This is a genomic window from Aureivirga marina (genome assembly GCF_015767265.1).
GTDB classification, from domain to species: Bacteria; Bacteroidota; Bacteroidia; order Flavobacteriales; family Flavobacteriaceae; genus Aureivirga; species Aureivirga marina.
Genome location: NZ_JADPIB010000001.1, coordinates 790,651 through 811,339, shown reverse-complemented (window position 1 = coordinate 811,339; position 20,689 = coordinate 790,651). Strand labels below are relative to the sequence as shown.

Genomic DNA, 20,689 nt, shown 5'->3' with positions numbered 1-20,689 from the left:
AAATATAAAAAAACAACCTATACTTTTTAATAAAATATAGGTTGTCATTGAATATAAAGAAAAATAAAAAATTTTAGCTTAAAATATCTCTTACAGTAATTTGTTTTTTATCACCTAAAAACCAAAGTTCTCCATATACATAAACTTCATCTCCTTTCATGAACTGTTTGTATTTAGTGTGATTTTCTCCAAGATTTGCAAAACTGATTGTTGCATAATAAATAGAATCGTTTGCTTTGATTCTTGCCGTATATCCATCTTTTCCATTTTCGATAGATTCCACAATTCCTTTCACCTTGAAGTGTTCTGTATTTGTACTTAAAATTTTACGAACTGTAATTTTATTTTTGTTTTCCATTTTCCAAATTGTTCCTAAAAAAGCAACATTATTTCCAACTTCAAAAATTTCATATCCGCCATGTCTTCCTAAATTTGAAATACTCACAATTGCTTTATAAGAAACATTGTCTTTTGTTTGAACGATTGCTGTATAACCATCTTTTCCAGTTTTCACTGAAATCACTTTTCCATAAACTCGATCTGCTTTTTTTTGTTTTCCATAAACTGGTTCTTGATCAGCAACCACTTTAATTTCTTCCTTTTTTGGTGTAATTTTTTTCTTTTCTATTTTCTTTTTCGTCGCTTTTTTGGTAGTAGTTTTTTTCTTTGGTGTTTCTTTAGTTAAAGATTGTTTTGGTGTATTATTTTGTGCTAATGCATCTTGTTTTAATGGAACTTGGTATCTTGTAGAGCTGCATGAAGTTAACGTAGCGATAACTGTAATAAATAGAACTGAAAGGTATTTCATAAAAGTTTAAGTTTAATTTAACAAGGAAAAATCTTAGCAAAAAACTTGCCTAAATTCATGGTGGAAATGTTAAAATACGTTTATGTAAAGCGAAAAATTTCTTGGAAGAATTAAAATTTAAGATTTAAAAATAAGATTAATTAAAAAAATGATAGAATTGAAAACAGAATTGTGAAAGACTTAAAATTTAAATAAAAATTAGTTCAGAATTCTTTAAAAATCTTTTTTGAAATAAAAACAAAATTAAAAGGAAGACTTTGTATGACCTTGAAAATAATTATATTTGCAAAACTTTCATTCAGATTATGCAATACAAAAGAATTCTTTTAAAACTAAGTGGAGAAGCATTGATGGGAGACCGTCAATATGGAATTGATCCAAAAAGACTTGCAGAATATGCTGCAGAAATTAAGAAAGCAGTAGATAAAGGTGTAGAAATTGCAATTGTAATTGGTGGTGGAAACATCTTTAGAGGAGTTGCTGGAGCGAGTAATGGTATTGATAGAGTACAAGGAGATTATATGGGAATGCTTGCAACAGTAATCAACGGTTTAGCTTTACAAAGTGCCATTGAAGAAACTGGTGTAAAAACTAGATTGTTGACAGCAATCAAAATGGAACAAGTTGCAGAACCATTTATTAAAAGAAGAGCTGTTCGTCACCTTGAAAAAGGAAGAGTAGTAATTTTTGGTTCAGGTACAGGAAATCCTTACTTTACAACAGACACAGCTGCTGTATTAAGAGCTATTGAAATTGGAGCAGAAGCAATCTTTAAAGGAACTAGAGTAGATGGAATTTATTCTTCAGATCCAGAGAAAGATGCAAATGCAACAAAATTTGACACAATTACGTTTAAAGAAGTGTTAAATAAAGGACTAAAAGTGATGGATCTTACAGCATTTACTTTAAGTCAAGAAAATGATTTACCAATTGTTGTATTCGATATGAATTCAGAAGGAAACTTAATGCGTGTTCTTTCAGGAGAAAATATTGGAACAGTAGTTGAAAATTAATATGCGTCTAACAGATAAAATATTTAAACATGAACGAAGAGATTAGTATCATTATAGACACTGCCAAAGAGCAAATGGAAAGTGCAGTTGCACATTTAGAAAAAGAATTCAGAAACATTAGAGCTGGAAAAGCGAGTCCTTCTATGCTAGGTAGTGTAATGGTTGATTACTATGGTTCGCAAACACCTTTAAGTCAAGTTGCAAATGTAAATACTCCAGATGCAAGAACTATTTCTGTTCAACCTTGGGAGAAAAACATGTTGCAAGAGATTGAAAAAGCAATTATGATTGCAAACTTAGGTTTCAATCCTATGAACAATGGTGAGGTTATCATTATTAATGTACCACCATTAACTGAAGAAAGAAGACGTGATTTAGCAAAACAAGCGAAAGCTGCTGCTGAGCATGATAAAGTTAGTATTCGTAATGCTAGAAAAGAAGCAAACAACGAAATCAAAAAAGTAGATGCTTCTGATGATGAGAAGAAAAATGCTGAGGTTGATGTTCAAGACTTAACAAATTCATTTATTAAGAAAATTGACGAACTTTTAGTAGACAAGGAAAAAGAAATTATGACAGTATAATTGTTAATTTTTTCCTATATAAAAAATCAAAGCACCCTTTTTAGGGTGCTTTTTTACTATATTTACCTAGATTTTTAAGGTAGATAAAATGCAAAAACATTTACTTTTCTTTTTTTTATTCTTCTATAGTTTTGTGTATTCGCAACGTAATGAGGGAATTGTAAAGTCTGAAAACTCTAAAAAACCTCTTTCTTTTGTTGTTGTGAAACAAGGAAACAAGGTTGTGACAGTATCAGATTTTGATGGTGAATTTTGGATTTCGGATACTTTGGAATCAAAAGAATATACTTTTTCTAAAATTGGCTATAAATCTAAAACCATTTCTTTTTCAGCAAAAAATAGACAATTAGTTTTTTTAGAGCCAAATGATGAAAAAGAACAACATAATTCTCTTTTAGCAATTCAGCTTATTCAGAATGCAATCAAAAATAAAGAAGGAAATAACTATAAACTTCAGCTAAATTCATTTCAATACGACAGTTATTCAAGAACAATTGTTTCTGCAAATGTAGATTCTTTAAAAAATCAAATTGATACAATTTATCGAATAAAAAAAGGAAAAAAGGTTTTTAAAAAATTAGATTCTACCAATTATAAATTTCGTAAAGAATTAGAAAAAAGTCATATTTATTTAATTGAAAAAGCTTCAGAAATTAAATATGAAAAAGGAAAAAAAGAAAAAGAATATATTGAAGCATCGATGATGGCTGGATTAAAAACGCCAGTTTATGAAATTTTAGCGCATAAATTACAAAGCTTCGAGCCATATGCAAAAGATTATTTAATAGCTGAAACAAAATATATAAATCCGATTGCTGATAAAGCTTTTAAATATTATGATTATCAATTATTAGATAAAACTTCAGATGCTACAGGAGAAAAATATATCATCGAATTTATTCCTAAAAAAGATAAAAAGAGAATAACAGTAAAAGGATATTTGATTATTGATGCAATGAGTTTTGCAATTACGAAAATTCATGCAGAAATTACAGGTTTAATTGATTTAAAAATTGTTCAGGATTATACCTATTTAAAAAATTACGATTTGTGGTTTCCGAAACATAAAACAACTTTTGTAAAAAAAGGAGCAAATTCTGGAAGTGTTGAAGTTTTTGGTCAATCCATTAAAATTATTGAGAGTAATAACAAAATGCTACGCAGTTATTCTACTGCAAAAGTAAAACCTGAAGATGTCGTTTATATTTATTCGAATACCTATATTTCAGACATAAAAACAGATATTCCAATTTCACTTCATAATAATTCTGCAACGGTTATTTATGAGGATAAAAATCAAGAAGAAAATCAAGAAGTTTTAGAAAAATTTCGAACTTTAAAACTTACCCAAAAAGATAAGAATACGTATAAATTAATAGATTCTATTTTTAAGGATAAAAAAGTTGAGAAGAAATTATATTATGGAAGAAATATTTTAAATGGAGTTTTTCCAACAAAATATTTGAATTTAAATCTTGGGAAAATTATCAATTTAAATAATTATGAAGGTTTTCGAATTGGTTTAGGAGGAAAGACAACAGAAGAAGTAAGTAAGAGTTTTCGATTGAATGCTTATTTTGCTTATGGAACAAAAGATAATAAGTTTAAATATCATTATGGAATTGAATTTCCAATCAAACGATTAACAAACACATGGATTGGCGTTGGATATACAAATGATTTGAAAGAAGCTGCTGCTTTGGATTTTATTCTTGAAAACAAATCGTTTTCACCTGTAAATCCGAGAAATTTAAATATTAGCAAGTTTTATAATTATAAAACAATTGAAGCGTATATTACACATGATATTCAGCCAAATTTAGAAGCGAAGATTAAAGTAAGCGGAGGAAGTTATGATCCGTTGTTTAATTATCATTTCATTTCTATTGATCGATTGTTTCATGAATATGATTTATCGCTTGGATCGATTGCAATAAATTATAATCCATTGGATGAATATATGTATACACCAATTGGAAAATTAAGAATTAAAAATGGTTATCCAAAAATGACATTCCAAGTGACAAAAAGTTTTCAAGATGTTGCAGGAAGTGATTTTGATTTTACACAGTTCAATTTCAGGGTTGTACAAGAATTAAAACAACTTCGCAAAGGAAAAACAACTATTTTAGTTCAAGGAGGTATAGTTTTTGGAGAAGCACCAATATCACATTTATATAATGCTACGCCGAACTATACTTTAAAAAATCCATGGTTTCGCAGAATAACATTTGCAGGAAAAAATGCTTTTGAAACGATGCGTTACAATGAATTTATTTCAGATAAATATGCTATGGTACAAATTTTTCATAAGTTCAAGCCGTTGGAAATTGTTGGAAAATTTCAACCACAAATTTCACTTATTACAAGAGCAGCAATTGGTGATATAGAATATCCATTAGTACAAAAAGGAATCAGTTTCAAATCCATGAACAGAGGATATTATGAGAGTGGATTTGAGTTAAATAATATTATAAAAGGATTAGGATTAAGTGCGTTTTATAGGTATGGTCCATATTCGAATCCAATTTGGAGCGATAATTTAGCTGTTAAAGCAACCTTACATATAAAAATCTTATAAAAATCGTAGAGAAATTTACCTTAAAATTGGTAATAATCATGAATCTTCTGCGTTTTTTAAAACACTAAATATTTATCTTTTCTTATCTTTGGGGTATGTTAAAACAAGGATTACATCAAAAATTATTACAAAAATTATCTCCTCAACAAATTCAGTTGATGAAGTTGATTCAATTGCCTACAATAGCATTTGAACAAAAATTGAAACAAGAGTTGGAGGAGAATCCTGCATTAGAAGTTGGGAAGGAACATGAAGAAGATGAATTTGATAGTTTTCAAGATGAATATGATGATTCTGGAAATGAAAAAATCGAAGCAGATGACATCGATATTGATGCTTATTTGAGCGATGATGAAATTCCTAGTTATAAATTAATGACAAATAATTACTCATCAGATGATGAGGAAAAATATACACCTTACGCTTCAGGAACAACTTTTCATCAGTTTTTAGAAGGACAATTAAGAACTTTATCTTTATCTGAGCAAGATCAGATTATTGCAGAGTTTTTAGTTGGAAGTATTGATGAAAGTGGTTATATCAGAAGAGAATTAATTGATATAATTGATGATTTAGCTTTTACACAAAACATTTTCACAACTGAAGAAGATATTGAGCGTTTGCTGAAAACGATTCAAAATTTCGATCCTGCAGGAGTTGGAGCAAGAGATTTAAGAGAATGTTTAATTCTTCAATTACAAAGAAAATCTATTACAGAAAGTAGAGAATTAGCGATCGAAATTTTAGATAAATCTTTTGATGCTTTTGTAAAAAAACATTATCAGAAATTATTGCAGAAATTTAGCATAAATGAAGAAGAACTAAAAGATGCAATCATCGAAATTGAAAAATTAAATCCAAAACCAGGAGGAGCTTATGCACAAGATAATAAAATTGCAGAGCAAATTATTCCTGATTTTACGATTCGAATTGTGGATGGTGAATTAGAATTAAGTTTAAATGGAAGAAATGCTCCAGAACTTAAAATTTCGAATGAATATACAAACCTTTTAAAAGGATATAAAGAATCAAAGGTGAAGACAAAATCACAAAAAGATGCAGTTTTGTTTATCAAACAAAAATTAGATGCAGCAAAGTGGTTTATCGATGCAATTCTTCAAAGACAACAAACTTTATTGTTGAATATGAATGCTATTATGGAATATCAAAAAGATTATTTCATGACAGGAGATGAGCGAAAATTAAAACCGATGATTTTAAAAGATATTGCAGATAAAATCAATATGGATATTTCTACAGTATCGAGAGTAGCAAATAGTAAATATGTTGCAACTCCTTATGGAACAAAATTGATTAAAGAGTTTTTCTCTGAATCGATGAAAAACACACAAGGAGAAGATGTTTCTACAACAGAAATTAAAACAATACTTTCAACAGTTATTGATGAAGAAGATAAAAATTCACCTTTAACAGATGAAAAATTAGCAGCAATTTTAAAAGAAAAAGGATATCCGATTGCAAGAAGAACTGTTGCGAAATATCGTGAACAATTAGATATTCCTGTAGCGAGATTGCGTAAGAAAATTGTTTAGTTTATAACATAAAAAATTAATGGAGAAAAAGTCAAAAAATCTAGATTGGATTATTGCGTATACATTGCATCCAATATTGTATCCTTTGGTTGCAACATTGTGCTATTTGATAATAACTCCATATTTTATCGAATTAAGACAGCAATATTTAATTATTTCAATTGTTTTTATTGCGACTTATATAATTCCGATTTTACTGCTTTTTATACTTAAAAAATTAAGATTAATCAGTTCTTATCATATTGAAAAACCAGAAGAGCGAAAATTTCCGCTGTTTTTGACATTTTTAATTTCTTTTTTCTTAGGTAGATTGATTTACCAAACAGGATTGACGTATTATTTATCGATGTTCTTTTTTGGATCGTCGATTACAGTAATAATTTGTTATTTATTTGTTTTAAGAGGAATAAAAATCAGTTTACATACAGCAGGAATTAGTAGTTTACTTGGGTTTTTAATTGGTATTAGTTATATTTTTTCTAAAAATTTATTAATTCCAATAGCAGTAACTTTTTTCTTAACAGGAGTTGTTGCTACAAATCGATTACGATTAAAAGCGCATTCTGAATTTGAAGTTTATATGGGAATATTTTTCGGTTTACTTTCCCAATTATTAGTCACAATTTACTTTTTCTATTTTTTATAAAATTTAGAAAATATAAAAACTCAATCCGATTCTTAAATCGTTCATATCAATTGATTTTCCTGCGATTTCAGTATTTTTAAAAAGAGGTTGTAAACCGTAATAAACATGTAAATTAAAGGAGCTATAACCAGCCGTGATATAAAATCCATATTGGAAATCCTCAAAATTGTCGATGTTTTTGATTTTAATACTTCCTCGATCAGAATCGTGAACATATTTTCTTGTAAATAAATAAGAAACTTTAAAACCAGTATAAATTCTCCAAAATTTCACTTTTTCAGCGGTAGAAGTTCGCCAACGATATTCGATTGGAAGTTCGATTCCATGTGTTGAATATCTATTTGTATTAAAAGAATTAATCGGCTCAAAATCTACTTCGTCATTTTGTTCGCTTTCTAAATATAAATTTTGAACATAAGTATTTAAAGTATATCCAATTCCAATTCCAATTGCTTTATTTCTTCTTTTATTAATCGGAATATCTCTGATGTAACCAAACCCAAACCCAAAAGATAAACCTCTCTGATAAGCACTAACAGGTTTATTTAAAAGTAAATTATAAGATACATTTAAATAGATTTGATCTTCGCGATATTTCGTGTCAATTGTGTCCAAATTTACTTGTGAAAAAGATAAAATCGGAATTAAAAAAAGGAGAATATAAAGTGTTTTTTTCATGAAAATAAAAGTACTTATTTAAACAGAATGCTTCAAAAATAATTGGAATAATTTTATAAACCAATATTTAAACCCAAACCAAAAATTTCTTTAGATTGAATTCGAGAAGAAGCGTTGCTATCTGAGACAATTTCAATATTCAAATTTGTAGAAAGATATTTATTTACTTTCATCGTGATATTCAATTGATAATCTAAAAGCATGTTGTTAAATTCTCGAAGATAATCTGCATATAAAGTGAAAATATTCTCAAAATATACATTTTGAATTAATTCAATTTTATAATAAAACATGGCATTAAAACCAAATTCATAATTAGTAGTTCTTCCTTCTTCCACACCAAAATTTCCTGATTGTTCTGGGTTTACAACTGTAACTCTTGAAGTAAGTGGAGATAAATTTAAATAAAGATTATCATTTTCTTTCCACAACATTCCTGGCCCGAAATAAAAATAACCTGGAGAGAGAAAATTAGAAATTTCTTCACGAGGATCTGCATTATAATCTTTATAACCTGGACTATATTGAGATTTAATATTTGCAAAAAAAGAATAACTCCATTTTCCACCTGCAACATATCCTAAAACCGAATTAATTTCAATTTTATCATCTGTTTTTTTAACAGCTTGCTCAGCAGTTTTTGATAAGCCATAAGCAGTCATTACTCTTGTATTCCAAGACCAAGAACCGTGCATATAGTTGAAATTATAATTTAAAGAAACATTTCCACCAATATTATTATCACCTCCAGCAACCCAATTTGAATAAGAAGATTGGTTAATTATAAACTTAAAACTTCCTGAATTTTGCCAAGCTTTTGTTGTCTTTAAAGTTGGAGAATTATCTTGTGCTTGAAAGTTGTAATAAATCAATAAAAATAAAATAAAACAGATAGTATTTTTCATCCAAATTTCATTCTAAGTTTATAAATAAAAGTAAGCACAAAAAATAGGATGAAAAGTTAATCGAACGTTAAAAACCTTATTAAAATATTTAGAATTTTCTAAAATTAATTTCTTCTTTCTTTAGAGGAAATTAATAATTGAAATTTGTTTAAAAATTTTGATTCTTAGAAGAATTAGTATATTTGAGCTTTATTAAAAAAAGATGCACAAAAATTTAGGATTTGAAACTGCAATTGAGTTTTATGGCTGTGATTCGGAGTTGATAGATAGTAAAGTATATATTACAGACGTTTTATTAGAAACTGCAAAAATATTAGATTTAACTGTTGTAAATACTACGATTCATAAGTTTGCGCCAATTGGAGTAAGTGGAGTTATTGTTATTGCAGAAAGTCATATTGCTGTTCATACTTGGCCAGAATATGGATATGTTGCAATTGATTTTTTCACATGTAATCAAAAGTATGATTTTGAAGAAGGAATTACATTTTTAAAGGAAGCTTTAAAAGCGCGTAATTTTGAGAAAAAAGAAATCACAAGAGGAAACATGGAAAAGATCAAAGAACACATGTCTGTCTTAAAATAATACTTCAAATTCGTTAAAAATTTCTAAATTAGGAATTCAGAAATCAAATGTAACAAAATCAGTATTTTGGTTACTTATTGTAAAAACTATTTATGAATAAAAATTATTTAAAAATAAGCTAAGAAATGGGATTATTTGATTTTTTTAAGAAGAAAGAAAAAGAACGTCATTACGATGCCTTAAATGTGAAAGTTGAAGATTTAGACAAAGGATTTATTTTCGATTTTAATATGAAATCATGGGAAGTTGTTGAAGTTTACGAATACGATTGGGGAAATAATTTTTTCACAAGAGAATTTAAAATTCAATCACATGATGAAGTTGCATATTTAGGAATTGAAATGGATGACGAATTATTAGTTACCGTATCTAAAAAAGTCCCTGTTCGTAAAATTCAAAATGATTTACCAGATTTTATTGAAAGACACGATACAGCGCCAAGACAATTATTCTTTGAAGGAAAAAGTTTTTTCCTAGACGAAATTAGTCCAGGATATTTTAGAAATGTTGAAAATGAGAATTGGTCTGAATTTAGAGAATGGTCTTATGAAGATGATTCAGAAGAATATGTTTTAAGCGTGGAACAATGGGGAGAACATGATTTTGAAGCTTCATACGGACATTATATTCATCCAAGAGAAATTAGTAATATTTTACCAAGCGAAGATTAAAAACGTATGAAACATATAAATAAATTTTTTGTGTTTGCTATTAGTTTAGTGATGCTTTCTTCACTGATTAGCTGTGGGGGCGATTCTAATAGAAATACAGCACAAACTACAAAATGGGAAAAAACACCCGTCGATAAGTTGATTGTAAAATACATGGATGTTCCAACATATTCTATCATTTTAGCTGATATGAATTCGGAAAAAGAAGAGTATTTTCACAAATATAAAATCATTTTAGAAAAAGCAACCGGGGTAAAAGATTCTCTTGATATTGAATCACAAACAACAGGTTGGGAAAAAGTTTCTCCTACTTTTTTTGAAAATAATATCAATAATTTAGGAATGGCTTTAGTAACTAAAACAGATGGAAAGTTAGATAAAATCGCTTCTCCTGCTGGATTTAATAATTATGTAGGAAATCCTAAATATGGAGAATGGAAAACAAATTCTTCTGGAGAATCTTTCTGGTCTTTCTATGGAAAATATGCTCTTTTAAGAGATATTTTAGGATTTAATTCTTATCCAGTTTATAGAACTTCATGGTATGATTATGACAGAAACTACCGTGGAAGAAGTTCTTATTATGGTTCAGGAAAATATTCTTATGGAACAAAATCTACAAGAAATACAAGTTCAACTTGGGCATCAAAACCTTCTTCATTTAAAAGCAAAGTTAGAAGTCAAGTAAAAAGAAGTGCAGCAGCATCTTCTTCAAGATCTTATAACGCAAATTCTAGATACTCAAAATCGAATAAAAGTACTAGAAGTAGTTCAAGATATAATTCTAGCAGCTCTTCAAGAAGTAGAGGTGGTGGATTTGGAAAATAAAATTTTAAAAAACTTAAACTAAAAAATGGAAATGTCAATAATAGAATCTTTAGAAAGTTATTACGCATCTTTCGCTTACATTGCAGTAGCGCTAATTTTATTTCTCTTAGGAAAAATTATTTATCAATTATCTCATAAATCTATTAGAGTAAATCATGAAATGGTAGAAGAAGATAATTTTGCTTTTAGTTTTTCTTATGTAGGGTATTTTATTGGATTGTTATTGATTATCGGTGCTTCTATTGTAGGAGAATCTAACGGATTGGTTCAAGATCTAACAGATATGATCGTATATAGCATTTTAGGAATGATTTTATTGAACATTTCCATTTGGTTAAATAATAAAATAATTCTAACAAAATTTGATATCAAAAAAGAAATCATCGAAGACAGAAATGAAGGAACTGGAATTATTGAAGCTGCAATTTCTATTGCAGTTGGATTGGTTCTTTTCGGAGCAATTTCTGGTGAAAGTGGTGGATATTTATTTGGATTTCAAACAGCAATCATTTATTGGTTAGTTGGAATTATTCTTCTTTTTATAACTTCAAAAGTTTATAATATGATGCTTTCCTATGATATCCATGAACACATCGAAAAAGATAATGTTGCTGTTGGAATCGGTTTTAGCGGTTCTCTTATCGCAATTGGAATTATTATTATGAACGCTCTTTTAGGTGATTTTTACGATTGGCCAACAATGGTTTTTGATGTAACTATTCAATTTGTAATTGGATTAATCTTGTTACCAATTTTACGATTTTTCGCTGATAAAATTCTTTTACCTGGAAGTAGTTTAACTTATGAAGTTGTTCATCAAGAGAAGGCAAATAATGGAGCCGCTTTAGTCGAAGCGTTCTCATATATAGGTGGTGCAATATTGATTTTATGGTGTATTTAAATTCTTTAAAAAAGAAATCAACTTTACTAAAAATGGCAATTTTTGCAACTGGTTTTGCAGGAATTGTTGCAGAATATACGTTATCAACTCTAGCTTCTTATTTCTTAGGAAATTCAGTTTTTCAATTTACAATGATTGTTTCTCTGATGCTTTTTTTCATGGGAATTGGAAGTCGGATTAGTAAAAAAATTAATGGAAATCTAATCAATAAGTTCCTTTATTTGGAACTTATTTTGTCTGTATTAGTTTCTATTTCTTCTGTTTTAGTTTATACAATTGCAGCTTTTACAGACTATTATGGAATTGTAATTTATCTTCTTTGTATTGCTGTCGGATTGCTTATCGGAATTGAAATTCCAATTGTTGTTCGTATCAATGAAGAATACGAAGAATTAAAATCTAATATTTCTTCAGTTTTAGAAAAAGATTATTATGGAAGTTTATTAGGTGGAGTATTTTTTGGATTTGTAGGTTTACCAATTTTAGGTCTAACTTATACACCGTATATTCTTGGTTTTGTAAATTTTGCTGTAGCACTTTTACTTTTCTTTTCGTTAAAAAACAACTTAGAAAAAAAGCGATTAATTCAAGTTTTATTTATTGGAGTTTTTGCTTTTATTGGTTTTGGAGCATATACAGCTTCACCGATTATTCAGTGGGGAGAACAGCAAAAATATGCAGATAAAATCATTTATTCTGAACAAACAAAATATCAAAAAATTGTCATGACGCAATGGCAAGATTATTATTGGCTTTATTTGAATAATAATCTTCAGTTTTCTTCACAAGATGAACCAATGTATCATGAACCTTTAGTGCATCCTGCAATGCAATTACACCCAAATCCAAAAAATATTTTAGTTCTTGGAGGAGGAGATGGTTGTGCTGCAAGAGAACTTTTAAAATATGATTCTGTAGAAACAATTGATTTGGTTGATTTAGATCCGAAAATGACGGAATTAGCAATGAATCATCCTGTTCTGACAAAGATTAATAATAATTCTTTTCATCATGAAAAGGTAAATGTTCAAAATACAGATGCATATCTTTATATAGAAAAGAATAAGGATAAATTTTATGATATCATAATCATCGATTTACCAGATCCACGTTCTGTTGATTTAGGTAGAATGTATTCTTATGAATTTTACTCAAATTGTTATCGAAAACTTCGTCCAAATGGTGTCATAATCACACAAGCAGGAAGTCCTTATTATGCGACGAAATCGTTTTTAAGTATCGAAAAAACCATGAAAGCTGCAAAATTTAAAGTTGCACCAATGCATAATCAAGTTTTAACAATGGGAGAATGGGGGTGGATTCTCGGAATAAAAACAAATGAAGACATTTCAGTTAAAAATACTTTACGTAATTTAACTTTTGAGAATGTGGAAACACGTTGGATTAATCATGATGCAATGCAATTAATGACATCTTTTGGGAAGAATTTCTTTATTTCAGAAAAAGATAGTATTGAAATAAATAAAGTGCACAATCCTGTTGTTCATCGCTATTACAACAAAGGAAATTGGGATATTTATTAATTTTAAAAAAAGAAAAAAGCAATGAAATATATATTTACTAAAAAGAATAATTGGATTTACTTAACAATTATAATTTACTATATTTTATTGCAACTTTTAGTATATTTTGAAAATGCTTCGGATAAATCAAATATTCATGATTTAAAAGATGCTTTTTGGTATTCTATCGTAACATTAACAACGGTCGGATACGGAGATTTCTATCCTGTAACTTTTGCAGGAAGAGCAGTAGGAATCTTATTTGTTGTTGGAAGTTTAGGAGTTTTGAGTTACATCATTAGTAAACTTACAGATAACATTAGAAGATATATGGATTATAAAAAACAAGGTTATTTCGGAACAAAAATGGAAGGACATTATATAATTATTGGTTGGAGTAGTTTTACAAATAAAATTGTAGAACAAATTATAAATGCAAATAAAAAAGTTGTTGTAATTACTAATAAACGTGAAGATGTTGATTTGATTAAATCTTCATATCCTACAAAAAATTGTTTTGTTCTTTATACAGAATTAAACGATTTTAAATCCTATGTAAAAGCAAATATCGATAAAGCAAAAAGAGTTTATTTGGAATTTGAAAGTGACACAGATACACTAGTTTTTGCCATTAATTTGAAGAAAAACTTTCCAAATGTAAAAGGTGTAATTGTTCTGAATAATGTAGAATTAAAAGAATCTTTTAAATACCTTGGTTTTGATTTTATTGTTTCTAAAGATGATTTGGTTTCAAAATTTGTTGCAAGTTATATTTTTGAACCTTTTGTAGCTCTTTATACAGAAGATTTAATTGCAACTTCTACAAATGAAGATCAAACTGACATTGTTCAATTACCTGTTGAAAAAGGAAATAAATGGATTGGAACTGACTATTATGATGCTTTTGTTTCGATGAAAAAAGAATCAAATTGTATTTTAATTGGTGTTACTAGAGACGGAACTATTTTTAAAAATCCAAAAGATTTTATCATTAAAGAAAATGACCTTTTACTGTTGATTGCAAATGTTTTAGAAAAGCAAAATTTAAAAACTTCGATGTATTAAATTTCTTTAAAAGATAATTTTATCTCTTATGATTAATATCATAAAAAATCAGCACTTTAAATGATAGATTTGTCCTCTAATTTAGATTGGACGAATAATGGATTTTAAAGAAGAGATATTAAGATTGAAGAAGGAAAAAAATGCAGTTATTTTAGCTCATTATTACCAATTTCCAGAAATTCAAGAAATAGCGGATTATGTTGGAGATAGTCTTGGACTTTCACAAAAAGCTGCCGAAACTGATGCAGATGTAATTGTTTTTGCTGGAGTTCATTTTATGGCAGAAACCGCTAAAATTTTAAACCCTTCCAAAAAAGTTGTTTTACCAGATTTAAATGCAGGTTGCTCTCTTGCAGATTCTTGTCCACCTGAAGCTTTTAGTGAATTTTTAAAACAACATCCAAATCACAAAGTTGTTACATACGTTAATTGCAGCGCTGAAGTAAAAGCAATGACAGATATTGTTTGTACTTCTTCAAATGCTTTGAAAATAATTGATTCTATTCCAGAAGATCAACCGATAATTTTTGCTCCTGATAGAAATTTAGGAAGTTATATCATGAAAGAAACGGGTAGGGATATGATTTTATGGGATGGAAGTTGTTTAGTTCATGAAGCTTTTTCAATTGACAAGCTAATTGAATTGCATAAAAAACATCCAGATGCGACTATCATTGCACACCCAGAATCAGAAGCACATATTTTAAAAACTGCTGCTTACATTGGTTCTACTGCTGGTATGATTAATTATGTAAAAGAAAATCCAGAGAAAAAATATATTGTTGCAACAGAAGTTGGAATTCTTCATGAAATGCAGAAAAGAATTCCTGAAGCAGTATTAATTCCTGCGCCAGCAAAAGAGGATAATACTTGTGCTTGTAGCGAATGTGGATATATGAAAATGAATACACTTGAAAAACTTTATAAGTGTATGTTAGAAGAAAGTCCAGAAGTAAATGTAGATGAAAAAATAGCTAAAAAAGCATTGTTACCAATTGAAAGAATGTTGGAACTTTCTAAATAAAATAAGATGAATTGTGATGTTTTAGTAATAGGTTCGGGAATTGCAGGATTAAGTTTTGCTATTAAAATGGCAGAAAATTGTCCTGAAAAAAAAGTAATAATTGTTACAAAATCAACAAAAGAAGAATCTAATACAAAATATGCGCAAGGAGGAATCGCTGTTGTTCACAATTTCGAAAAAGATTCTTTTCAAAAACATATTCAAGATACCATTATCGCTGGTGATTATGCTTGTGATGAAGATGTAGTGAAAATGGTTGTAGAGGAAGGAGTTTTACGTTTAAAAGATCTTTTAGAATGGAATGTTTCTTTTGATAAAGATAAAAATGGGGAAATAGATTTAGGAAAAGAGGGAGGACATTCAGAAAACAGAGTTTTACATCATAAGGACATAACAGGATTCGAGATAGGAAAAAAATTGCTATGGAAACTTAAAACACTCGAAAATGTTGAAATTTTAGCACATCATTTTGCGATTGATTTGATAACTGAACATCAATTATTAGGAACTGTTTATGAAAAAACAAGATGTTTTGGTGCTTATGTTTTGGATCAAGAAAAAGATGAAATTTTATCAATTCATGCAGAATCTACTATTTTAGCAACAGGTGGAATTGGAAAAGTTTTTGGACATACTACAAATCCTAATATTGCCACTGGAGATGGAATAGCAATGGCTTATCGAGCAAAAGCATTAATTTCTGATATGGAATTTATTCAGTTTCATCCAACTGCTTTATTTGAAGAGAAAAATGGTAAAGCTTTTTTAGTTTCAGAAGCTGTGAGAGGATTTGGTGCGTATTTAAGAAATGTTCATGGAGAACGTTTTATGAAAAAATATGATAACAGATTAGAATTAGCTTCTAGGGATATTGTTTCACAAAGTATCGAAAAAGAGATTAAAAATACAAATCATGAGTGTGTGTATTTAGATTGTACACATTTAAAAATTGATACTTTCAAAAATCATTTTCCAACTATTTATGAAAAATGTAAATCTTTAGGTATTTATATTGAAAAAGACTGGATTCCTGTAATTCCTGCTTCACATTATTCTTGTGGTGGAATTTTGGTTGATAAACATGGGAAAACTTCTATAACGAATTTGTTTGCTTGTGGTGAATGTTCTAAAACTGGTTTGCATGGAGCGAATCGATTAGCTTCAAATTCTTTATTGGAAGCTTTGGTTTACGCACATAATATTTTTGAATTTTTAAAAACAAAAAAAGTAATTAAACCAAAAATTGATTTACCAAAATGGAATTATTTACATAAAGATGAAATTGTAGATAAATTGGAAATTGATCAATTAACAAAAGAATTACAACAATTAATGCATCAAAATGTTGGAATTGAGAGAGCTAATAAAGATTTATTTATAGCAAAGAAAAAAATTGAAGATTTACACCAAGCAGTGGAGAGAAAATACAAAGCTACAAAGATTAATGTTCCGTTATGTGAATTAAGAAATATGCTAAATACGGCTTACCTAATTGTAGAGAATTCTATATCGCAAAACGATAATAAAGGATGTTTTTTTAAGAGAGATAATTGCTTGGATTTAAATAGATATGTACATTAAAAAGTGTACATGATAAATATTTTTTTCAGTTCTACTATTTAATAACTTATTAATTTCTTTTTGCTTTCAATTCTAAGAATAGTCTGGAATTTTCTGCCCCCTATTAATGCTATTTTCCAAAAGCCCCATTCAAATTTTTATCATGCACTTTTTCCAATTAAATGTCGATTTGTCTGTTAATTTGTTGGTCTAATGATAAGAAAGTTTCAGTTCTTGAAACTCCTTTAATTTTTTGAATTTCATTCGTGATTAATTCCATTAAATGTTCATTATCCCTACACATTACTTTTATAAAAATTGAATAACTTCCAGTTGTAAAGTGACTTTCTAATACTTCCTGAATTTTATTCAAACTTTTAAGAACAGAAGCATGATGATTCCCAGAATCTAAATAGATTCCAATGAAAGCCATTGTATTATATCCAAAATTTTTAGGGTCTATAATATATTTTGATCCCAAAATATATCCTGCAGATTCGATTTTCCTTAGTCTTTGATGTATAGCTGCTCCAGAAATTCCAATTTCTCTTGCAATTTTTAAGATTGGAATTCTTGCATCATCCATCAAATACTTTAGGATAGTTTTATCAATGCCATCTAAAGTATAGTTTTTTGTAGTCATTTATTAGTTGATTTACAGATTATTAATCCGAAATGTAAGGTATTTTTTTGAATTATTCAAGAAAATAAAAAAAAGGATGCAAAATTTTGCATCCTTTTCTTAATATTTTGAAAGATTTATATATTCTAAATCTTTATTATTTCATTTCGAAATCTTCCATGAACTTCGTAGTATAGTTTCCTGCTACATAGTCTGGGTGCTCCATTAATTGTCTATGGAATGGAATTGTTGTTTTAATTCCTTCAATTACGAACTCATCTAATGCTCTTTTCATTTTATTAATTGCTTCTTCTCTTGTTTGAGCAGTTACAATTAATTTAGCAATCATTGAATCGTAATTTGGTGGGATAACGTAATTAGCATACACATGTGTATCTAAACGTACTCCGTGTCCTCCTGGTGCGTGGAAAGTAGTAATTTTTCCTGGAGAAGGTCTGAAGTCATGGTGTGGATCTTCAGCATTGATACGACATTCGATTGAATGTAGTTTTGGAAGGTAATTTTTACCAGAAATTGGCACTCCAGCAGCAACTAAAATTTGCTCACGAATTAAATCAAAGTCAATTACTTGTTCTGTAATTGGGTGCTCAACCTGAATACGAGTATTCATCTCCATGAAGTAGAAATCTCCATGTTTATCTACTAAATACTCTACAGTTCCAGCTCCCTCATATTTGATATATTCAGCGGCTTTAATTGAAGCTTCTCCCATTTTATGACGTAATTCTTCTGTCATGAAAGGAGAAGGAGTTTCTTCTGTTAATTTTTGGTGACGTCTCTGAACAGAACAATCTCTTTCAGATAAATGACATGCTTTACCGTAAGAATCTCCAACAATTTGAATCTCAATGTGACGAGGCTCTTCGATTAATTTTTCCATGTACATTCCGTCATTACCAAAAGCAGCTCCTGCTTCTTGACGAGCAGAATCCCAAGCATCTCTTAGGCTTTCTTTTTCCCAAACAGCTCTCATTCCTTTTCCACCTCCTCCGGCAGTTGCTTTAAGCATTACAGGATAACCTACTTCTTCAGCTAATTTCTCAGCTTCTTCGTAACTATCTAATAATCCTTCAGAACCTGGAATTGTTGGTACTCCTGCAGCTTTCATTGTAGCTTTTGCAGAAGCTTTATCTCCCATTTTCTCAATCATTTCTGGAGAAGCTCCGATAAATTTAATATCGTGCTCTTCACAGATTTTAGAGAATTTTGCATTTTCAGATAAGAAACCATAACCTGGGTGAATTGCATCAGCATTTGTGATTTCAGCAGCTGCAATAATATTTGACATTTTTAGGTAAGACTCACTACTTGGTGCAGGTCCAATACATACAGCTTCGTCAGCAAATTTAACGTGTAAACTTTCTGCATCAGCAGTAGAATAAACTGCAACAGTTTTGATTCCCATCTCTTTACATGTTCTGATTACACGTAAAGCGATTTCACCTCTATTGGCAATTAATATTTTTTTAAACATAATTACTTCAGATTAGTTCAACAAATGTTGAAGTTTATTAAGATGGATCTACTAAGAACAATGGTTGTCCAAATTCAACTGGAGAAGAATCTTCAACTAAAACCTTTACGATTTTACCAGAAACTTCTGATTCGATTTCGTTGAATAATTTCATCGCCTCGATAATACAAACAATACTATCAGGTTTTACTTCATCACCTACTTCTGCGAATACAGGTTTGTCTGGAGATGGTTTTCTATAGAAAGTTCCAATGATTGGAGAAGTAATAGTCACATATTTAGACTCATCTTCTGAAGCAGCTGGCTTTGCTTCTTCGGCAGCTGGAGTTGCAGCAGGCGCTGCAGCTGGAGCAGCAGCTTGTTGTGGAGCGGCAGCAGGCATTGACATTTGTTGTGGCATTGCCATTGGCGTAGCTTGTTGTACGATTGTAGTCTCAGTTTTCTCTGGACCAGTTTTAATCGTAAGTTTTACGTCTTCCATTTCAAGTTTTACTTCACTTGCTCCTGATTTTGCTACAAATTTAATCAGATTTTGAATTTCTTTTAAATCCATATTCGTTTAGTTTTGATTTAATTATTTTGAATCATAAGCCCATTTTAAAAGGATTGATCCCCATGAGAATCCTCCTCCAAATGCAGCGAATATAATATTATCTCCTTTTTTTAATTGCTCTTCGTAATCTGCAATCAATAACGGTAAAGTTCCAGAAGTCGTATTTCCATACTTGTGAATATTTACCATAACTTTTGACATATCTAAGTCAATTCTGTTTGCAGTCGCTTCAATAATTCTCATATTAGCTTGATGTGGAGCTAACCAGTTGATATCTTCTTTAGTAAGATTATTTCTAGTTAACATTTTTTCACTAACATCCGCCATATTAGAAACAGCATGTTTAAATACTGTTCTTCCTTCTTGGTGTACAAAGTGCTTTTTATTTTTTACTGTTTCTTCTGAAGCAGGCATTACAGAACCTCCAGCTTCCACATGTAAAAATTCTCTTCCAGCACCATCAGTTCTTAAGAATTCATCTTGAACTCCATAACCATCTGTACTTGGTTCGAATAAAACAGCTCCAGCACCGTCTCCAAAAATAATACAAGTTGCTCTATCTGTATAATCGATGATTGAAGACATTTTATCTCCACCAATTAATAAAACTTTTTTGTATTTTCCTGATTCGATATAACTAGAAACTAAAGACATCCCATATAGAAAACTAGAACATGCAGATTCAATATCAAAAGCAAACGCATTTGATGCTCCGATTTTACTAGCTACATATGCCGCTGTAGATGCTGCAAACATATCAGGTGTCGCAGTTGCTACTACTACAAGATCAATTTCTTTAGGATCTAATTGCTTTTTTTCAATTAATTGTTCGGCGGCTTTGATAGCCATATAAGAAGTTCCTTCACCTTCTTTTTTAAGGATTCTTCTTTCTTTTATTCCGGTTCTAGTAACAATCCATTCGTCGTTTGTATCCACCATTGTTTCTAACTCTTTGTTAGTTAACACATATTCTGGCACATATTTTCCAACGGCAGTGATTGCTGCAGTTATTTTATTCATAATTTACAATCTTATTTCATCTAAAAATGAAAGCCAAAGTAATAAAATTTTATTCAAAAAATGACTTAAAAAA

The 20,689-nt window shown here is 29.4% G+C and carries 20 protein-coding genes; 13 read left to right on the top strand and 7 right to left on the bottom strand.

The features are described from left to right. Window positions 1-73: 73 nt before the first annotated feature. Window positions 74-808, bottom strand: coding sequence for a hypothetical protein (locus tag I1A51_RS03725; RefSeq protein WP_196891238.1), 735 nt, complete (start codon window positions 806-808; stop codon window positions 74-76). A 305-nt stretch (window positions 809-1,113) separates the two neighbouring features. On the opposite strand from I1A51_RS03725, the gene pyrH reads away from it, so the two are divergent. The 5 genes from pyrH to I1A51_RS03700 all read left to right on the top strand — a co-directional run bounded on the left by pyrH (window position 1,114) and on the right by I1A51_RS03700 (window position 7,185). Continuing rightward, entirely contained in the window at window positions 1,114-1,821 is a 708-nt protein-coding gene (pyrH, locus tag I1A51_RS03720; RefSeq protein ID WP_196891236.1) for a UMP kinase, read from the top strand. Window positions 1,822-1,850: 29 nt separating this feature from the next. Beyond that, window positions 1,851-2,405, top strand: a complete 555-nt coding sequence (gene frr, locus I1A51_RS03715) for a ribosome recycling factor (RefSeq protein ID WP_196891235.1) — start codon at window positions 1,851-1,853, stop codon at window positions 2,403-2,405. An 88-nt stretch (window positions 2,406-2,493) separates the two neighbouring features. Further along, window positions 2,494-4,986 (top strand): DUF5686 family protein, encoded by a 2,493-nt coding sequence (locus I1A51_RS03710; RefSeq protein WP_196891233.1) that lies wholly within the window; start codon window positions 2,494-2,496, stop codon window positions 4,984-4,986. Between the two features lie 95 nt (window positions 4,987-5,081). Beyond that, complete coding sequence (gene rpoN, locus I1A51_RS03705; protein ID WP_196891231.1) at window positions 5,082-6,539, top strand: RNA polymerase factor sigma-54; 1,458 nt, start codon at window positions 5,082-5,084, stop codon at window positions 6,537-6,539. 19 nt (window positions 6,540-6,558) lie between these two features. Beyond that, window positions 6,559-7,185: a hypothetical protein gene (locus I1A51_RS03700; RefSeq protein ID WP_196891229.1), complete on the top strand. Its 627-nt coding sequence runs from the start codon at window positions 6,559-6,561 to the stop codon at window positions 7,183-7,185. A 3-nt stretch (window positions 7,186-7,188) separates the two neighbouring features. On the opposite strand, the gene I1A51_RS03695 is transcribed toward I1A51_RS03700, so the two are convergent. Then, window positions 7,189-7,863 carry a porin family protein gene (locus tag I1A51_RS03695; protein WP_196891227.1) on the bottom strand — a complete coding sequence of 225 codons (675 nt, stop codon included), beginning with the start codon at window positions 7,861-7,863 and terminating at the stop codon, window positions 7,189-7,191. A gap of 53 nt (window positions 7,864-7,916) precedes the next feature. After that, entirely contained in the window at window positions 7,917-8,768 is an 852-nt protein-coding gene (locus tag I1A51_RS03690; RefSeq protein WP_196891225.1) for a DUF3078 domain-containing protein, read from the bottom strand. 202 nt (window positions 8,769-8,970) lie between these two features. On the opposite strand from I1A51_RS03690, the gene speD reads away from it, so the two are divergent. The 8 genes from speD (at window position 8,971) to nadB (ending at window position 16,947) form a co-directional block, all read left to right on the top strand. Continuing rightward, window positions 8,971-9,354, top strand: a complete 384-nt coding sequence (gene speD, locus I1A51_RS03685) for an adenosylmethionine decarboxylase (RefSeq protein WP_196891223.1) — start codon at window positions 8,971-8,973, stop codon at window positions 9,352-9,354. Between the two features lie 125 nt (window positions 9,355-9,479). After that, window positions 9,480-10,025, top strand: a complete 546-nt coding sequence (locus tag I1A51_RS03680; protein ID WP_196891222.1) for a DUF4178 domain-containing protein — start codon at window positions 9,480-9,482, stop codon at window positions 10,023-10,025. Between the two features lie 6 nt (window positions 10,026-10,031). Then, on the top strand, window positions 10,032-10,853 hold the full coding sequence (locus tag I1A51_RS03675; RefSeq protein WP_231373959.1) for a hypothetical protein: 822 nt from the start codon (window positions 10,032-10,034) through the stop codon (window positions 10,851-10,853). Window positions 10,854-10,884: 31 nt separating this feature from the next. Then, window positions 10,885-11,754, top strand: coding sequence for a DUF350 domain-containing protein (locus I1A51_RS03670; RefSeq protein WP_231373958.1), 870 nt, complete (start codon window positions 10,885-10,887; stop codon window positions 11,752-11,754). Then, window positions 11,742-13,298 carry a polyamine aminopropyltransferase gene (locus I1A51_RS03665; protein ID WP_196891218.1) on the top strand — a complete coding sequence of 519 codons (1,557 nt, stop codon included), beginning with the start codon at window positions 11,742-11,744 and terminating at the stop codon, window positions 13,296-13,298. Before I1A51_RS03670 ends, I1A51_RS03665 begins: the two co-directional genes overlap by 13 nt. A gap of 21 nt (window positions 13,299-13,319) precedes the next feature. Further along, window positions 13,320-14,342: a potassium channel family protein gene (locus I1A51_RS03660; protein ID WP_196891216.1), complete on the top strand. Its 1,023-nt coding sequence runs from the start codon at window positions 13,320-13,322 to the stop codon at window positions 14,340-14,342. 97 nt (window positions 14,343-14,439) lie between these two features. Next, window positions 14,440-15,366, top strand: a complete 927-nt coding sequence (nadA, locus tag I1A51_RS03655; protein WP_196891215.1) for a quinolinate synthase NadA — start codon at window positions 14,440-14,442, stop codon at window positions 15,364-15,366. Window positions 15,367-15,372: 6 nt separating this feature from the next. Next, on the top strand, window positions 15,373-16,947 hold the full coding sequence (nadB, locus tag I1A51_RS03650) for an L-aspartate oxidase (protein ID WP_196891213.1): 1,575 nt from the start codon (window positions 15,373-15,375) through the stop codon (window positions 16,945-16,947). A 157-nt stretch (window positions 16,948-17,104) separates the two neighbouring features. On the opposite strand, the gene I1A51_RS03645 is transcribed toward nadB, so the two are convergent. From I1A51_RS03645 to I1A51_RS03630, 4 genes are all read right to left on the bottom strand, one after another. Beyond that, the gene (locus I1A51_RS03645; protein ID WP_196891211.1) at window positions 17,105-17,569 is read right to left on the bottom strand and encodes an Lrp/AsnC ligand binding domain-containing protein; all 465 of its coding nucleotides are present in this window, start codon (window positions 17,567-17,569) and stop codon (window positions 17,105-17,107) included. A gap of 136 nt (window positions 17,570-17,705) precedes the next feature. Next, window positions 17,706-19,043 carry an acetyl-CoA carboxylase biotin carboxylase subunit gene (gene accC, locus I1A51_RS03640; RefSeq protein ID WP_196891209.1) on the bottom strand — a complete coding sequence of 446 codons (1,338 nt, stop codon included), beginning with the start codon at window positions 19,041-19,043 and terminating at the stop codon, window positions 17,706-17,708. A gap of 37 nt (window positions 19,044-19,080) precedes the next feature. Beyond that, on the bottom strand, window positions 19,081-19,596 hold the full coding sequence (gene accB, locus I1A51_RS03635) for an acetyl-CoA carboxylase biotin carboxyl carrier protein (protein WP_196891208.1): 516 nt from the start codon (window positions 19,594-19,596) through the stop codon (window positions 19,081-19,083). 21 nt (window positions 19,597-19,617) lie between these two features. After that, window positions 19,618-20,616, bottom strand: a complete 999-nt coding sequence (locus I1A51_RS03630; RefSeq protein ID WP_196891206.1) for a beta-ketoacyl-ACP synthase III — start codon at window positions 20,614-20,616, stop codon at window positions 19,618-19,620. Window positions 20,617-20,689: the final 73 nt, after the last annotated feature.

Bases quoted from the DNA above. Each gene is read 5' to 3' on its own strand.
- I1A51_RS03725 (WP_196891238.1), bottom strand. From the start codon at position 808: ATGAAATACCTTTCAGTTCTATTTATTACAGTTATCGCTACGTTAACT.
- pyrH (WP_196891236.1), top strand. From the start codon at position 1,114: ATGCAATACAAAAGAATTCTTTTAAAACTAAGTGGAGAAGCATTGATG.
- frr (WP_196891235.1), top strand. From the start codon at position 1,851: ATGAACGAAGAGATTAGTATCATTATAGACACTGCCAAAGAGCAAATG.
- I1A51_RS03710 (WP_196891233.1), top strand. From the start codon at position 2,494: ATGCAAAAACATTTACTTTTCTTTTTTTTATTCTTCTATAGTTTTGTG.
- rpoN (WP_196891231.1), top strand. From the start codon at position 5,082: ATGTTAAAACAAGGATTACATCAAAAATTATTACAAAAATTATCTCCT.
- I1A51_RS03700 (WP_196891229.1), top strand. From the start codon at position 6,559: ATGGAGAAAAAGTCAAAAAATCTAGATTGGATTATTGCGTATACATTG.
- I1A51_RS03695 (WP_196891227.1), bottom strand. From the start codon at position 7,863: ATGAAAAAAACACTTTATATTCTCCTTTTTTTAATTCCGATTTTATCT.
- I1A51_RS03690 (WP_196891225.1), bottom strand. From the start codon at position 8,768: ATGAAAAATACTATCTGTTTTATTTTATTTTTATTGATTTATTACAAC.
- speD (WP_196891223.1), top strand. From the start codon at position 8,971: ATGCACAAAAATTTAGGATTTGAAACTGCAATTGAGTTTTATGGCTGT.
- I1A51_RS03680 (WP_196891222.1), top strand. From the start codon at position 9,480: ATGGGATTATTTGATTTTTTTAAGAAGAAAGAAAAAGAACGTCATTAC.
- I1A51_RS03675 (WP_231373959.1), top strand. From the start codon at position 10,032: ATGAAACATATAAATAAATTTTTTGTGTTTGCTATTAGTTTAGTGATG.
- I1A51_RS03670 (WP_231373958.1), top strand. From the start codon at position 10,885: ATGTCAATAATAGAATCTTTAGAAAGTTATTACGCATCTTTCGCTTAC.
- I1A51_RS03665 (WP_196891218.1), top strand. From the start codon at position 11,742: ATGGTGTATTTAAATTCTTTAAAAAAGAAATCAACTTTACTAAAAATG.
- I1A51_RS03660 (WP_196891216.1), top strand. From the start codon at position 13,320: ATGAAATATATATTTACTAAAAAGAATAATTGGATTTACTTAACAATT.
- nadA (WP_196891215.1), top strand. From the start codon at position 14,440: ATGGATTTTAAAGAAGAGATATTAAGATTGAAGAAGGAAAAAAATGCA.
- nadB (WP_196891213.1), top strand. From the start codon at position 15,373: ATGAATTGTGATGTTTTAGTAATAGGTTCGGGAATTGCAGGATTAAGT.
- I1A51_RS03645 (WP_196891211.1), bottom strand. From the start codon at position 17,569: ATGACTACAAAAAACTATACTTTAGATGGCATTGATAAAACTATCCTA.
- accC (WP_196891209.1), bottom strand. From the start codon at position 19,043: ATGTTTAAAAAAATATTAATTGCCAATAGAGGTGAAATCGCTTTACGT.
- accB (WP_196891208.1), bottom strand. From the start codon at position 19,596: ATGGATTTAAAAGAAATTCAAAATCTGATTAAATTTGTAGCAAAATCA.
- I1A51_RS03630 (WP_196891206.1), bottom strand. From the start codon at position 20,616: ATGAATAAAATAACTGCAGCAATCACTGCCGTTGGAAAATATGTGCCA.